This window comes from Sphingomonas sp. HMP9, assembly GCF_013374115.1.
Taxonomy (GTDB): Bacteria; Pseudomonadota; Alphaproteobacteria; order Sphingomonadales; family Sphingomonadaceae; genus Sphingomonas.
On the sequence record NZ_AP022673.1, the window covers coordinates 442,796 to 457,500 of the forward strand.

The following is a 14,705-nucleotide window of genomic DNA, read 5'->3' on the forward strand; positions in this document are numbered from 1 at the left end:
AATGATCAGGCCCCGGCCGTTCCCGTTTCGACGCGGGAACGGCCGGTGCCGGTTACAGACCGAAGCGCAATGTCGCGCGGAAATCGCGTCCGGCGAGCGGCGCGAAGTCCTTCAGGAAGCTGGTCGCGCGCCGTGCGTTCACGTCGAACAAGTTGTTCGCGCTCAGCAACAGCGTCGTCTTCGAATCCTTGCCGAACGGGCTGAGGCCGATCGAGGCGTTGACCATCGTATAGGCGTTGGTCGTCGTCTCGAATGCGGCGATCCGGTTCTGGTCGAACACGTGCTCGACCTCGACGCGGCCGTTGATCCGGTCGCCTTGTGCCTCGATCCCCCCAAGCACGCGCATCGGCGGGATGCGCGGGACGGGGCCCTGATCGACGATGTTGGCGTGGACGTAATCGCCGAGTACGTCGGCGTTGACCGCATAGCCCCCGATCTGCGCGACCTTCACCGACGCATCCGCCTCGAACCCGTAATAGCGCGCATCGGCCTGCTGATACTGGAAGCAGGGCAGGTCGACGGTGCGACCCGACGGATCGGCCGCCGCCTGGCAGACCGACCGTGCGACCTGGTTCTCCGAGATGTAGTTCGAGAACCAGTTGTAATAGGCCGACGCGTCGAAGCTGAAGCCATCGCCGTGCGCGTGCAGCGTGCCTTCCAGTCCCCAGGACTTTTCGAGCTTGAAGTCGGGGTTGCCGAGTTCGTACGCCTGCGTGCCGGCATGCGCGCCGTTCGCGAACAGTTCTTCGGACGAGGGCGCACGCTCGGTGCGCGAGCCGTTCAGGCCGATACGGACGCTGTCGGTCAGCGCATAGGATGCACCGAGCGACCCCGAGACCGAATGATAGCTCTGGCTGCCGCGGAAGAAGCGGAGATCGTCCTCGGGCGTGCGCGCGGCGAGGTCGGTAATCTCGTAGCGGACGCCACCCTCGGCGTGGAACTTGCCCGATTCATACTGCTGAAGCGTGAAGAGGCCGGTCTGGTTGGTCTCGTTCTTCGGCAGGAAGGCTTCGTCGCCGACCACGTTGAAGATGCGGTTGTAGAACTGGACGCCCGACGCACCCTGCCACCCGCCGCGGTTCGCCTGGACGACTTCGAGGCGTCCTTCGAGGCCCTTGTTGTAGAAGGCGGTGCCGACGGAATTATCTTCCTCCAGCTCGAAGTGGCGATAGCTCGCCTGGCCGACGCGGACGCGGATCTTGCTGAACACGTCGCCGCCGGTGTCGATCTCGCCGCGCAGGTCGACTCGGTTCTGGACGACGTCGAGGCGCGGTGCTTCCTGCTCCTGGCCGGGTTGCGTGGCGTAGCGGATCGGCACGCCGTACAGGCTGTCATAGTGGCTGTACGAGATGCCCAGATTGCCGGTGTCGGTGATGATCGATGCACCGGCGCCCGCGGTCCAGGTCTCGGCCTGCGTGTTGGGCAGCTTGCCCTTCAAACGGGCGGAGGCGGCATAGTCGATCGGGTCGGCCTCGTTCGGATCGACCGGCTCGGCGGCGGTAGCGAGTGCCTGTGCGCGGGCGTCGCGCGACAGGATGTACCCGCCGGTGCGCAGGTCGCCGGACTTCAGGTACGAGCCATCGGCGTGCAGCACGAGGTGCTGGCCGACCGCAACGTCGCCGGCCATGCCGCCGGACCGCTCGTCGGCGGCCGAACCATAGTTGGCGATGCCGTTCACGCGGTAGCCGTTCTCGGGCACCGACCGCGGAATGCGCGTATCGATGACGTTGACCACGCCGCCGACCGCCGACGTGCCGTACAGGAGCGCGCTGGGCCCGCGCAGGATCTCGATGCGCTCGGCGAGCAGCGGGTCGATGATGACCGCGTGGTCGACCGAGGTGTTCGACACGTCGATCGAGCCGATCCCGTCGGTCAGCACGCGGATGCGGTCGCCCTGGAAGCCGCGCAGGATCGGCCGCGAGGCGCTGGGGCCGAACGAGCTGGCCGACACGCCGGGCTGGCGGGCGAGCGTCTCGCCGATCGACGGGCGCAGCTGGCGGGTGAGTTCCTGGCCGGTGAGGACTGTGGTGCCCTGCAACACGTCGCGCTCGCTGGTCTGGATCGGCGCGGTGACGATGATGTCGCGCTGGTTGGTGGCGCCGACCGATGCCGGGGCGCCGACCGATGCGGAGGCTGGGGCAGGCGCTGACGTCGCGGGATCCGCCGTCCCGGTCTGCGCGTGAGCCTGAGAGGAAAGGAGCGCAGCCAGGGCTGTGGCGCCGAACAGCATCGTCTTCATGAAATTCCCTTGTGTCGTCCCTGTATGACGATGCGGGTAGATTTAATGATACATCATATCAAGTGACAATGATGCCATGTTAGGCGATACGCGGCGCGCTGTTGCCGCGATGCAACATGGCCTGGTTTAGCCGCGGGGAACACGACGCCCGCCGTCCACCGGACGAGCGGCAGGATCCAGAGTAACGGACGCCGTCCATCTTGGCTTTGGATCCTGACGTTCGTCAGGATGACGAAGTAGGTGGAGGGTTCGACTACGAGTTCCAATCACCCGGCGACGATCAAATCCCGGATGCGCGTGGCCAGGGCCTCCATCGCGAAAGGTTTGGTCATGACATGCATGCCCGGATCGAGATGGCCGTTGCCGACGACCGCGTTCTCCGCATAGCCGGTGATGAAGAGGATCTTCAGGTCGGGGCGGGCAACGCGTGCCGCGTCGGCCATTTGCCGGCCGTTCATCCCGCCGGGCAGGCCGACGTCGGTGACCAGCAGGTCGACGCGGATGTCGGATTGCAACAGCTTCAACCCCGATGCACCGTCCGCGGCTTCGATCGCGGCATAGCCGAGCTCCTCGAGCACCTCCACCACCAGCATCCGGACGGTCGGTTCGTCGTCGACCACCAGCACGGTTTCCCCCGCATTCGCCCGCGGTGCGTCGGTGTGCTCGGGCAGCGTTTCGGTATCCTCGGCATCGCCGAAATGCCGGGGCAGATAGATGCACACGTTGGTGCCCTCGCCGACCTCGGAGTAGATCCGGACGTGTCCACCGGATTGCCGCGCAAAGCCATAGATCATCGACAGGCCCAGCCCGGTGCCGAGACCCAGCGGCTTGGTCGTGAAAAAGGGATCGAATGCCTTGGCGATCACGTCCGGAGTCATCCCCGTGCCGGTATCGGATACGCTCAACGACACATATTGCCCCGCATCGAGTTCACGCTCGCGCGCCGTCCTCGCGTCGATCCAGCGATTGGCGGTCTCGATCGTCAGCCGCCCGCCGCCCGGCATCGCATCCCGCGCATTGATGCACAGGTTGAGCAACGCGTTCTCCAACTGGTGCGGATCGACCAAAGTCGTCCACAACCCGACCGAGGCGACGACCTCGACCTCGACCCCGGGGCCGACCGTGCGACGGACCAGATCCTCGAGACCCGCGACCAACCGGTTGACGTCGGTCGGCTTGGGATCGAGTGTCTGTCGCCTGGAAAAGGCCAGCAGCCGGTGGGTCAGCGCCGCGGCGCGCTTGGCGGCGCCTTGCGCGGCCAGGGAATAGCGCTCGACATCGTTCAGCCGGCCTTGCGCGATCCGTATGCCGAGCAGTTCCAAGCTCCCGGTAATACCGGTCAACAAGTTGTTGAAATCGTGCGCGATCCCTCCGGTCAGCTGGCCGACCGCCTCCATCTTCTGGCTTTGCGGCAACGCCTCCTCGACTTGCATCAATTCGCGCGTGCGGGTTGCGACCTGGTCTTCCAGCGTCTCGTTCCATTGCGCCAGTTGCGCAGTCTGCCGGCGGCTGTCGTCGATGTCGGTATTGTTGCCGACCCAGCGCAAGATCTCGCCGTCATTGCCGCGCACCGGTTCGGCACGCACCAGGAACCAGCGATAGTCGCCGTTCGCGCCACGCACACGAAACTCGGCGGCATAGGAATCGCCGGTCGCCAGCGAGTGACGCCATCGCTCCCCGGCCAGCGCCACGTCGTCGGGATGCATCAAGGTGACCCACACCTCGGTACCGTCGAGCTCGCCGGGTTTGAACCCATTATATGCGTAGACCTGCCGGTTGAACCAATAGAGATACCCGTCGGGCCGCGCCGCCCAGATCTGATTGGGGACGGCTTCGGCAAAGACCCGAAATTGTTCGTCACTGGCGCGTCGGGCGTCTTCTGCCCGCAGCCGCTCGCTGGCCGCCCGGACCCGCTCGGCAACTTCGCGGATCAGCACGAGGTCATCGTCGCTCCACAGGCGCGGCGTCGCGTCGTTGGTGTAGATCAACGCGACCAAATCGTCCTGCTCGACCAGCGGCATGTTGACGAACGAAGCCGCGCTGATCCCCTTGAGCATGTCGGCCGTCTCGCGGGTCCGCGGATCATGATCGACATCGGCGATGGTCACGGTCCGGCCGGCTTTCAGGTCTTCGATATACGAACCATAGTCCCGAAACTGGAGCGTTCCGGCCAGCGTCGTGATGCCCGGCGCATTCCAGTCGCGCTCGACGGCGATCGTCTCGCGCACCTTGTCGATAACGCCGTAGCCGACCCGGCTCACCTGGAGCGCCTTGCCCAGGATCTCGGAGGCAGCATAGGCAATCGCGTCGGGATCGGTCAGGTCGCGGATCGCGTCGCCAAGATTCAACAAAGCGTTTTGTCGGAGCTCCGCCTGCTTGCGCTGGGTGATATCGAAGCTGACACCGGGAAACCGCGATGGCGTGCCATCGGCGGCGAACCGGCAGCGGCCCTGCGCGGCGACCCAGCGGACCGCGCCGTCAGGCTGCACGAGACGGTACTCGGCCGTGAAATCGCCATCGCCCTCGAGCGCATCGGCGATCGCCGCGCGGGTGCCGGGAAGATCGTCGGGATGAATGCCACCAAAGAACCGTTCGAGCGGTGCCCCCTTGCGACCGAGTTCCTCAGGGACGCCGTATAGTCGCGAGAACCGCTCGTCCGCCTTCACGCGATCGTTCGGGATGTCCCAGTCCCATGTACCGATGCCGTTGCCGGCCGCGAGCGCCTGGTTGAGCCGTTCCTCGCTTTCCTGCGTGGCGATGGCCGCACGACGGTACGCCGATACGTCGGTGAACAGCACCGCGACGAGGCGCGGTGTCCCCGAACCGACGGGAAAGGCATGAACGTCGAACCACCGGTCCATCGCGTCGGAACCGTGATCGAACCGCGCCGGCTCGCCAGTCAGCGCGACCTTGGCATAGGCGTCGAACCAGAAGCGCTCCAGATCGGGAACGAGTTCGCCGGCCGTCCGACCGACCGCGTCGACCAGGCCAGTCTGACTTTCGAACTGCGGATTGACCTCGACGAACCGGTAATCGACCGCGCGATCGCCATCGAACACCATTTCGATGATGCAGAACCCCGCGTCGATCGCTTCGAACAGCGCGTCGTATCGCTCCTGCGCTGGATTGACGGTACCAGCTTCAATCGTCGGTCGGTGCATCGGATCTCGAAGGTCGGAGGGCGCGACCTTATGCAACATATGTAACCGCCCCATACGCAAGAGGGTTTTTGAAACTCGTTGTGGCGCGTGTCGGGTGCTGACATATGTCCGGCCTCATGATGCGGCCTTACAACTGCCGCGGGCCCGTATGGTGTTCGCAGGTCGGGTCCAGATCAAAGCCGCGTGCTCGAAGGCACTCTGTTGCAAACTGGTTTTCCCGATCCCCGTCTCACGACCGTTGCGCCAAACTGCTCCTTGCCCTCGTACGCTCCGACGCCTCGCGACTGACGGTCGGCTTATGCCGCCGCAGCCGGAGCCCGGTAACTTTCACCCTTGATCATCAACGCCCAGGCGACGCGCGCCATCTTGTTGGCCAGCGCGACACGGACGAGCATCGACGGCTTGCGCGACAGCATTCCTGCCAGCCAGGTGCCCGGTCGAGCTGCCTGATGGACACTCCGTTTGATGATGACGCTGTTGGCCCCGATGATCAGGAGGCGGCGCAGGGATCGCTCGCCCATCTTCGTCGTTGCCCCAAGGCGTTGCTTGCCGCCCGTTGAGTGTTGTCGCGGCACGAGGCCGAGCCAGGCCGCGAAATCGCGGCCGCGACGGAACGTCTCCGGTGGTGGGGCCAGCACCGCGATGGCTGTGGCGATCAGGGGACCGATGCCGGGGATCGTCATCAACCTTTGCGCGACTTCATTCTCTTTAGCGCGATGGGTGATTTCGGCGTTCAGCTTCTCGATCTGCGCGTCGAGGCCGACGAGCGCGTCGACAAGCACCCGGAATGTCGCAACAGCCTGAGCAGGCAGGCCGCTGTCCGGATCATCCACAATGGCAATCAGGCGGGAGATATTTGCAGCGCCTTTGGGCACCACCTTGCCGAACTCTGTCAAATGGCCGCGCAAGGCGTTAATCGCCTGGGTGCGCTGCCGGATCATCAACTCCCTGACCCGGAACACCGAGGCAGCTCCCTGTACCTCTTCGCTCTTCACCGGCACGAAGCGCATCGATGGGCGTTGCGCCGCCTCGCAGATCGCCTCGGCGTCCGCCGCATCATTTTTCTGCCGCTTCACAAAAGGCTTCACATACGCCGGCGGGATCAGGCGAACCTCATGGCCCAGAAGGGCAATCTTCCGCCCCCAGAAATGCGAGCCTCCGCAAGCCTCCATCGCGACCGTGCACGGCGGAAGCGTACTGAAGAACGGCAGCAACTGATCCCGGCTCAGCTTCTTGCGCAGGATCGCATGACCCGCTCCATCAGCCCCGTGGACTTGGAACACTCTCTTCGCCAGATCGAGTCCGATCGTAACAATCTCCGACATCACCGCACTCCTCCATCAGTTGAAGACCCCCGTTTCCACTTTAATGCCGTCGGGGGGCGGTTACATCATCAAGGCCGGCGAAAAAAACGCTTAAAAGATAGATCCGATCCCGCGGTCAGATCCGGCGTGCGCCGATCCGCTCGAGCGCGACCGGCAGCACGCGGGCAAGGCGATCGGCCCATGCGGCGCAATTCTCGGCAGACGCCAACAGGTCCTGTCGTATCTCGATCTCGGCGTACGCGCGGGCTGGGTAGGCATGCCGCGGAACGGTGTAGTCGATCAGGTCCATCCGATAGGGTTCGTTGTCGCCGACGATAAGGTCGCCTTCGGTCCGCAACACCGCGAGCAGCGCCTGCGCGAATCTCGTATCGCCACCGTCGTGGAGAATGCCGATCTGCCATGGCCGCGCCTGATCCCGCAGCGGCCCGCGCATCATCGGGGTAAAACTGTGCAACGCGATCACCGCCGTCGGCAGGTCGCGTGCGTCACGGCGCGCCAGTTCTGCGTCGATCGCGGCGTGATACGGCTCGTGGATCTCGGCGAAGCGTGCCGCGCGATCCGCCTCGCTGAGCGCAGCATTCCCGGGCACGACTGTGTCGTCGCTGACCGCAGCGATGACGTCCGCTTGGTCGGGGCTTCGGTTGCAGTCGATCACCAGCCGTGAATAGGTCTGGCGCACGAACACCGCGTCGACGCGCTCCGCCAGCAACGCCCCGAGCTCGCCGATGCCGATGTCCCAGCCGATATGGCGGGACAGATCCGCGTCGCTCAGGCCCAGCGTCCCGAGCAGGGCCGGTACCGCTTTCCCCGCATGGTCGCCGATCAGCAGGAACGATGACGCGCCTGCCGGGTTGATCACCGTGACCGGAGAGGTATCCTCGGTCGTAAGCAGCGTTTGGCTGGCAGTGCTGTTCATGCGACACGGATCCTCAATGCCATCTCTAACGCTCTCTCACGTCACGAAATACTCTTACCGCCAGCCAGTGGCGTTTGGCGAGCACCGGATCATGGTCCGGCCGCGAGAAAGCTATGACCAGCACCTTATCGACGCCAAGCTGACGATCACGCCGGCGCCGTCCGACGTGCGTTGGCTGCAGGACGTGTTCGGCAATTCGGTCGCGATCGCCACGTTCGACAAGCGTGCGAAAGACCTTGTCATCGACAGCCAGATCCGGCTGAACCACAGTCCGGCCGAATTGCAGAACGTCGATATCGAACGCTATGCGCGCTTCTATCCGTTCACGTATTCGTCCGAGGAAATGCCCGACCTGTTGCGGTCGATCGAGCGCCAGCATCATGATCCGCTGCGCGAGATCGATGCCTGGGCGCGGCGTTTCGTCGGCACCGGGGGGCAGACCGACACGCTCGCGATGCTTTCGGAGATGACCGCGGCGATCAAGCGCGAGTTCACCTATGTCCCGCGCCCGGAAAAGGGCACGCAGTCGCCGATCGAGACGCTGGCGAGGCGCAAGGGGACGTGCCGCGATTATGCGATGCTGATGATCGAAGCGGTTCGCGCGCTCGGCTTCGCAGCGCGGTTCATCTCGGGCTATGTCTATAACCCCAGCAGCCGTGAGCAGCGTACCGGCGGTGGCAACACGCATGCGTGGGTCCGCGTTTATCTTCCGGGCTCCGGCTGGGTCGAGTTCGACCCCACCAACGGCATCGTGGGCAACCGCGGCCTGATCCGCGTCGCCGTCGCGCGCGACATCTACCAGGCGGTTCCGATCTCCGGCACCTGGAGCGGGTTTCCGGGGAGCTTCCTCGACATGAGCGTGTCCGTGAACATCGCTGTCGATGATGCCGCCACAGGCGATGCCAACAGTTTTCAACACACGGCGATAACGGCCTGAACCGGGGGACTTTTATGCTGATCAGGGCAGGCTACGACATTCGATTCGAAACCGACGTAGCGACTCCGATGATGGCGATGCTGAGCCTGCATCCGTCGCGGAACAAGGATCTCGTTACGCCGCACCGGATCGTCGACGATCCGGACATGCCGGCCTATGATTATCTCGATGCGTTCGGCAACGTCTGCACGCGGATCACGGTGCCCAAGGGTGGCCTGACGCTGTCGTGCGACTTCACCGTCCAGGACAGTGGCGCGCCCGACCCGGTAACGCCCGGCGCGATCCAGCACGCGGTCGAGGATCTTCCCGACGATATCCTGATCTACCTGCTCGGCAGCCGGTATTGCGAAACGGACCGCCTGTCCGAGACGGCGTGGTCGTTGTTCGGACATGTTTCGGCGGGTTGGCAGCGGGTGCAGGCGATCGTCGACTTCACGCACGATCACGTCGAGTTCGGCTATCACTTCGCGCGTCCGACGAAGACCGCATGGGACGTGTATCAGGAGCGGCAGGGCGTATGCCGCGATTTCGCGCATCTTGCGATCACGCTGTGTCGCTGCATGAACATCCCGGCCCGCTATTGCACCGGCTATCTCGGCGATATCGGCATCCCCCCCGTCGATGCGCCGATGGACTTTTCCGCATGGTTCGACGTGTATCTCGGCGGCACGTGGCACACGTTCGACGCGCGCCATAATCGCCCGCGGATCGGCCGTATCCTGATGGCGCGGGGCAGGGACGCGACCGACACCGCGCTCACCACCACCTTCGGTCCGGCACGCCTGGTCGGTTTCGACGTCCACACGGACGAAGTCGGCCTCGAGCCGCGCAGCGATGCCGTGGTGCCAGCGGGGTAATCCTGCCGTAGCGTCAACTTAGGTCTTGTCGCGGACGATGCGATGGGCCTAACGCCACCGATCCTTCAACTTATGCTGCGATGCACAACATGACCTCGATCCCAGATCAGTCCACTTCGGCCCAGTCCACTTCGGCCCAGTCCTCTCCGGCGAACGCGAACGCCCTGCTGCTACAGGCGATCGCGTTGCGCAAATGCATCACGGCGACCTACAACCGGATGGTCTGCACGCTGGCACCGCACATCCTGTATACCAAGCACGACGACGTGTTCGTCGACGCGGTAACGCTGGAGCGCGATGGCCAGCCGCCCAAGGAAATCAAGCTTGGGACGTTCAAGCTCGCCGGCCTCAAGGACATCGAGGTCGCCGACCGCTCGTTCATCGCAGACGCCATCTTCAACCCCGGCGATATCAAGTACGACCGAGTCACGCTGTTCGTCGTCGATCGCAGCTGATCGGCGTAACTATCTCTGACAGCTGAATTTCAGGCGCTGGCCGGTGGTAGCCAGTCGGTTGCGATCTCGCCGTATCGGTCGGTAAAGCCCGTCGACTCGATCAATCCGGCTTCATCGACGATCCTGATCCGCCGCCCGTTCCGTTCGATGACGCCCGCACGTTCGAGGCCGCGGATCGTGCGGTTGACGTGGACCTTGGTCAGGCCAAGCGCGTCGCCCAGGTCGCTCTGGGTGAGTGGAAGGTCGAAGGAGTCGACGATCCCGCCCGCCGTTACCCGAAGCCGCGCGAGGATATCGAGCAACAGCGTCGACAGGCGTTCGGTCGCACCCATCCGCCCGATCGAGGTCAGCCGATCGCTCATCGCGACGTTCTCGGCGGCAGCGATCGCGTAGAGCAACCCGGCGACGCGAGGCTGCCCCTGGAACAACAGGCCCAAATCCTTCTTAGGAAGGTCGGTGACGAGGCAGTCCGAGATCGCGGTGAGCGTCGTCGACGCCTGTGCCCAGGCGATGCTCGACGTGCCGATCAGGTCGCCGGCATAGTGGAACCGCAGGATCTGGCGTCCGCCCGAGATCAGGCGGGTCGACGAATGCATCCAGCCCTGCCGGACGATATAGAGCGAGTTGCTGTCTCCGCCTTCCGCCATCAACACGTCGCCCGCCTTCAGACGGCGCTCGCCTTGCTCAACGCGAGCGATCGCCGTGCGCTCGGCATCGGTGAGATCGAGGCTGCGTCCGAGGCGAGCGGTCAGGCCACTGAATTGCATGAGAGTCCCTTTTTCTGCGTCATGCCCGCCGCGTATTCCCGCTGCGTAGCCGTCGTGCATTGTGTTTGGCCCGCTGCGTCAACGTGCCGAAGTCATTTGCGCCCTCCTAACGCCGTTTCAACCAGCGGCGCAACGCGGGCGGCGATCCGGTCGACACCCGTCCGGTTGGGATGAACATGGTCCGCCTGCATCAATCCGGCGTCGCCGATGACGCCATCGAGGATGAAGGGGTAGAGCGTTGCATGATAGGATCTGGCTAAGTCGGTCCATATGCTATTGAACCGACGCGAATACTCCGGACCAAGATTGGGCGGCGCCATCATGCCGGTCAGCATGACGGGGATACTGCGCCGCTTGGCCTCGGCCATCATGGCCGTCATGTTGGCGCGCGTTTCGTCCGGCGATATCTGGCGCAGGACATCATTGCCGCCGAGCCCCAGCAGGATCAGGTCGGGTTTGCGCTTCATGCTGTCGAGCGCGAACGCGAACCGCTGCCGTCCCGCCGCACTGGTATCGCCCGAGACACCGGCGTTGACGATCGTCGCGTTGATCCCGTCCTTGCGCAACCGGTTTTGCAACGCATCGGGCAGGCTCTGCCCGCGATCGAGCCCATAGCCGGCATATAGGCTGTCACCGAATGCGAGGATCAGGCGCTCTGGACCTCGAGGCGCGGGGGTCGTTGCAACCTGGGCGGTCGTCGGCGAGACGATATTCGTCGCGGGGTTCGTCGCGGGCGGCGGGGCAGGGATCTCGGGGGTCCGATCGCAGCCGGCCAGCAACCCCGCTTGGAGAAGCGCCAGTCCGCCCCCATAAAGAGGCCAGCGTCGCATCTGTTTCTCCAAGATATTGGTCTCCATGTCCGAACCTGCTTCCGCCGATATGGTGATCTCGGCGCGTGATGTCACGCTGACACTCGGCGCATCGACTGCCGCGACGACGATCCTGAAGGGGATCGATCTCGACATCGCGCAGGGCACCAGCGTTGCGCTGCTGGGGCCGTCGGGGTCGGGCAAGTCGTCGCTGATGGCGGTGCTTTCAGGACTGGAGCGCGCGAGCAGCGGGCAGGTCCAGGTCGCGGGCCTCGACTTCGGCAAGCTTGACGAGGATGCCCTGGCGCGTGCGCGGCGGGGACGCATCGGAATCGTCCTGCAGGCCTTCCATCTTCTACCGACGATGACCGCGCTCGAGAACGTCGCCGTGCCGATGGAACTGGCCGGGATGCCCGACGCGTTCGAGCGGCCGGAAGTCGAACTCGCCGCAGTCGGCCTGTCGCACCGCATCGGCCATTATCCCACGCAGCTTTCCGGCGGCGAGCAACAGCGCGTGGCGATCGCCCGTGCGCTCGGCCCGCGTCCCGCGCTCGTCTTCGGTGACGAACCGACCGGCAACCTGGATGCCGCCACCGGCGCTTCGGTCATGGACCTGTTGTTCGACCGCCGTGCCGCGACTGGTGCCACGTTGATCATCATCACGCACGACCCCGTACTTGCGGCGCGCTGCGACCGGATCGTCGAGCTCGCCGACGGCCGTATCGCCGCGGATCGCTTGCGGTGAGCGAATGGCGGCTGGCGTGGCGGCTTGCCCGTCGCGAACTCGATCTTCGGTTTCGTGGGTTGCGGCTGTTGCTGGCGTGCCTGTTTCTCGGCGTCGGTGCGCTGGCGGCGATCGGCAGCCTGACGCAGTCGATCGACGGCGAGCTTGCGGCGCGGGGCAGCGCGATCCTGGGCGGCGACGTCGAGTTCGGCACGTCGCAGCGTGCCGCCACCGCTGACGAGCGCGCCGCGATGGCGCGGCTCGGGACGGTGTCCGAGACCGTCCGGATGCAGGCGACCGCGATCCGCGGCACCACCAGCGTACCGGTCCAGCTCAAGGGCGTCGACGCGGTCTATCCGCTTTACGGTACGCTCGCCGTGCAAGGTGGATCGGTTGCGACGGTCGACGATCCCAACGCGATCTGGATCGTTCCGGCCTTGGCGCAGAGGCTCGGCGGCGGCCGCGGTGCCAGCATACGGCTCGGGATCGCCGACTTCACCGTCGCCGGCGTGATCGCAAACGAACCGGACCGTCTCGGTGAAGGCTTCACGCTGGGCCCGGTCGCGATCGTCTCGATGGCGGGCATCGCGCGGACCGGTCTGGTCCAGCCCGGCAGCCTGTACGAGAGCAAATACCGCGTGCGCCTGTCTCCCGGCGCGTCGCCCCCAACCGCCGTCGAACGGTTCAAGGCCGCATTCCCGACCGGCGGCTGGGAGACCAAGACACGTGACCGTGCCGCGCCGGGTGCCGAACGCTTCGTCGATCGCATGGGGCAGTTCCTGCTTCTGGTCGGGCTGTCCGCGCTCGTCATCGCCGGGATCGGCGTCGGCAACGGCGTGTCCTCCTATCTCGCCGCCCGCCGCAGTAGCATCGCGGCGTTGAAGGTGCTCGGCGCGACGTCTGGCCTGATCGCCAGGATCTACCTATTGGAAGTCGCGGTCGTCGCGGCGATGGGGATCGTCGCGGGGCTTGTCGCAGGCGCTGCGACCGTACCGCTGATCGTCTGGCTCGCGGGGGACGTCCTGCCGGTCGCGCCGCGCTTCGCGCTGCAGTTCGCGCCGCTCGCGCTCGCGGCCGCGTACGGCATGCTGATCGCACTCGCCTTTACCGCGCCACCGCTGATCGAGGCGGGCAGCATTCCCGCGGCGGGGTTGTTGCGCGGTGTGTTCGGCAATCGGTCCGTGCCGTTGCGTCGCACCTTGCCCTGGGTGCTGGGTGCAGGCGCCGCGATCGTCGCGCTCGCTTTGTCGACCGCGGACCAGCCGGGCCTGAGCGCAGGCTTCCTTGCGGCTGTCGCTGGCGTATTGCTGGTATTGGCCGCATTCGGCTGGGCAGTACGTCGGATCGCCGCAGCGCTTCCCCGCTCGCGCAAGCCGTTGTTGCGGCTCGCGATTGCCGGACTCCACCGCCCGGGCGCGCGGACCGGTACCCTGGTCGTCGCTCTTGGTCTCGGCTTGACGCTGTTCGTCCTGCTCGCCGGCATCCGCACCAGTATCGATGCGAACATCGCGCTCACCGTACCAAAGCGCGCGCCGGCGCTGTTCGCGCTTGACGTACCGCCCGACCGCGAGGCGGAGTTCCGGCGGACGATCGAAGGCGTGGCATTCCACCCGGTCATTCGTACCGTCCCCGCGATGCGTGGCACGATCACCGGCTACGGTACGACGCGTGTCGCCGATCTCAAGACGCTACCCGACGGCGCATGGGCGCTGCGCGGCGAGCGCGGGCTTACCTATGCCGCGACCTTGCCCGAGGGTAGCGAACTCACCGCGGGTCGCTGGTGGCCGCGCGACTATACCGGACCGCCGCTGGTCTCGATCGACGAGCGATTGGCCAAGGTGCTCGCGCTCAAGATCGGCGATCCGCTAACCTACACCTTGCTTGGCGTGGAGCGGACCGCGCGGATCGCGTCATTCCGCCGGATCAGCTGGGACACGCTCGGCTTCAACTTCGTGATGGTGTTCTCGCCCAACGCCATTGAGGACGCGCCGCATAATCTCGCCGCGACGATCGAGCTGGCACCGGGGCAGGACGCGCGCGTGATGCGGGCGTTGCTGCCGCGCTTCCCCTCGGTGTCGGTCATCGAGGTTCGCGGTGTGCTCGGCCAGATCCGCGATATCGTCGCGCAGATGGCGACCGCGATCACCGCCGCGGCATCGGTGGCGATCCTGGCCGGGATCGCGGTGCTCATCGGCGCGATCGCCGCAGCGCGAGAGGCGCGCACATATGACGGCGTGATCCTGCGCACGCTCGGTGCCACGCGGCGGCAGGTGCTCGCCGTGCAGGCGCTCGAATATGCGTTCCTCAGCATCGTGCTGTCGGCGCTCGCCTTGCTACTGGGGCTGGGTGGAGCCTGGTATGTCGTCACGCAGCTGTTCAGTTTCGAATGGCGGCCGGATTACACGACGGTGGTCGTGACCCTGGCGGGTGGAGCCGGGTTGACCATGGCGATCGGGCTGATCGGCGCGTGGCCCATTCTCGGCGCACGGCCGTCAGAGGCTTTGCGACAACTCTG

The 14,705-nt window shown here is 65.4% G+C and carries 11 protein-coding genes (1 of these 11 cut by a window edge); 5 read left to right on the forward strand and 6 right to left on the reverse strand.

The features are described 5' to 3' along the window. Positions 1-52 precede the first annotated feature (52 nt). The 4 genes from HMP09_RS02100 to HMP09_RS02115 all read right to left on the reverse strand — a co-directional run bounded on the left by HMP09_RS02100 (position 53) and on the right by HMP09_RS02115 (position 7,641). On the reverse strand, positions 53-2,239 hold the full coding sequence (locus HMP09_RS02100) for a TonB-dependent receptor (RefSeq protein WP_176498985.1): 2,187 nt from the start codon (positions 2,237-2,239) through the stop codon (positions 53-55). Positions 2,240-2,505: 266 nt separating this feature from the next. Further along, entirely contained in the window at positions 2,506-5,400 is a 2,895-nt protein-coding gene (locus tag HMP09_RS02105; RefSeq protein WP_176498986.1) for a PAS domain-containing protein, read from the reverse strand. A 296-nt stretch (positions 5,401-5,696) separates the two neighbouring features. Next, positions 5,697-6,725, reverse strand: a complete 1,029-nt coding sequence (locus HMP09_RS02110; RefSeq protein WP_176498987.1) for an IS110 family transposase — start codon at positions 6,723-6,725, stop codon at positions 5,697-5,699. A gap of 115 nt (positions 6,726-6,840) precedes the next feature. Continuing rightward, entirely contained in the window at positions 6,841-7,641 is an 801-nt protein-coding gene (locus HMP09_RS02115; RefSeq protein ID WP_176498988.1) for an N-formylglutamate amidohydrolase, read from the reverse strand. Between the two features lie 67 nt (positions 7,642-7,708). On the opposite strand from HMP09_RS02115, the gene HMP09_RS02120 reads away from it, so the two are divergent. The 3 genes from HMP09_RS02120 to HMP09_RS02130 all read left to right on the forward strand — a co-directional run bounded on the left by HMP09_RS02120 (position 7,709) and on the right by HMP09_RS02130 (position 9,890). Then, on the forward strand, positions 7,709-8,578 hold the full coding sequence (locus HMP09_RS02120) for a transglutaminase family protein (RefSeq protein ID WP_232090549.1): 870 nt from the start codon (positions 7,709-7,711) through the stop codon (positions 8,576-8,578). Between the two features lie 14 nt (positions 8,579-8,592). After that, on the forward strand, positions 8,593-9,435 hold the full coding sequence (locus tag HMP09_RS02125) for a transglutaminase-like domain-containing protein (protein WP_176498990.1): 843 nt from the start codon (positions 8,593-8,595) through the stop codon (positions 9,433-9,435). Positions 9,436-9,524: 89 nt separating this feature from the next. Then, positions 9,525-9,890 carry a hypothetical protein gene (locus tag HMP09_RS02130; RefSeq protein ID WP_232090551.1) on the forward strand — a complete coding sequence of 122 codons (366 nt, stop codon included), beginning with the start codon at positions 9,525-9,527 and terminating at the stop codon, positions 9,888-9,890. Positions 9,891-9,919: 29 nt separating this feature from the next. Here the strand turns inward: HMP09_RS02130 and HMP09_RS02135 are convergent, their stop codons facing one another. Together HMP09_RS02135 and HMP09_RS02140 are read right to left on the reverse strand one after the other, a co-directional pair. Next, on the reverse strand, positions 9,920-10,657 hold the full coding sequence (locus HMP09_RS02135; RefSeq protein ID WP_176498991.1) for a Crp/Fnr family transcriptional regulator: 738 nt from the start codon (positions 10,655-10,657) through the stop codon (positions 9,920-9,922). Positions 10,658-10,749: 92 nt separating this feature from the next. Further along, positions 10,750-11,487 carry an arylesterase gene (locus HMP09_RS02140; RefSeq protein ID WP_176498992.1) on the reverse strand — a complete coding sequence of 246 codons (738 nt, stop codon included), beginning with the start codon at positions 11,485-11,487 and terminating at the stop codon, positions 10,750-10,752. 25 nt (positions 11,488-11,512) lie between these two features. Between HMP09_RS02140 and HMP09_RS02145 the strand changes: the two genes are divergently transcribed. Together HMP09_RS02145 and HMP09_RS02150 are read left to right on the forward strand one after the other, a co-directional pair. After that, the gene (locus HMP09_RS02145; protein WP_232090553.1) at positions 11,513-12,211 is read left to right on the forward strand and encodes an ABC transporter ATP-binding protein; all 699 of its coding nucleotides are present in this window, start codon (positions 11,513-11,515) and stop codon (positions 12,209-12,211) included. Then, positions 12,208-14,705, forward strand: partial view of an ABC transporter permease gene (locus HMP09_RS02150; protein WP_176498993.1) — the 5' portion only. The gene runs 1 nt beyond the window's last position; 2,498 of the gene's 2,499 nt are visible here — the first part of the coding sequence; the start codon lies at positions 12,208-12,210; its stop codon straddles the right edge of the window (only 2 of its three bases are visible, at positions 14,704-14,705). Before HMP09_RS02145 ends, HMP09_RS02150 begins: the two co-directional genes overlap by 4 nt.

What these genes read in the sequence shown, in the direction of transcription:
- HMP09_RS02100 (WP_176498985.1), bottom strand. Translation starts at nt 2,239, where the DNA reads ATGAAGACGATGCTGTTCGGCGCCACAGCCCTGGCTGCGCTCCTTTCC.
- HMP09_RS02105 (WP_176498986.1), bottom strand. Translation starts at nt 5,400, where the DNA reads ATGCACCGACCGACGATTGAAGCTGGTACCGTCAATCCAGCGCAGGAG.
- HMP09_RS02110 (WP_176498987.1), bottom strand. Translation starts at nt 6,725, where the DNA reads ATGTCGGAGATTGTTACGATCGGACTCGATCTGGCGAAGAGAGTGTTC.
- HMP09_RS02115 (WP_176498988.1), bottom strand. Translation starts at nt 7,641, where the DNA reads ATGAACAGCACTGCCAGCCAAACGCTGCTTACGACCGAGGATACCTCT.
- HMP09_RS02125 (WP_176498990.1), top strand. Translation starts at nt 8,593, where the DNA reads ATGCTGATCAGGGCAGGCTACGACATTCGATTCGAAACCGACGTAGCG.
- HMP09_RS02130 (WP_232090551.1), top strand. Translation starts at nt 9,525, where the DNA reads ATGACCTCGATCCCAGATCAGTCCACTTCGGCCCAGTCCACTTCGGCC.
- HMP09_RS02135 (WP_176498991.1), bottom strand. Translation starts at nt 10,657, where the DNA reads ATGCAATTCAGTGGCCTGACCGCTCGCCTCGGACGCAGCCTCGATCTC.
- HMP09_RS02140 (WP_176498992.1), bottom strand. Translation starts at nt 11,487, where the DNA reads ATGCGACGCTGGCCTCTTTATGGGGGCGGACTGGCGCTTCTCCAAGCG.
- HMP09_RS02145 (WP_232090553.1), top strand. Translation starts at nt 11,513, where the DNA reads ATGTCCGAACCTGCTTCCGCCGATATGGTGATCTCGGCGCGTGATGTC.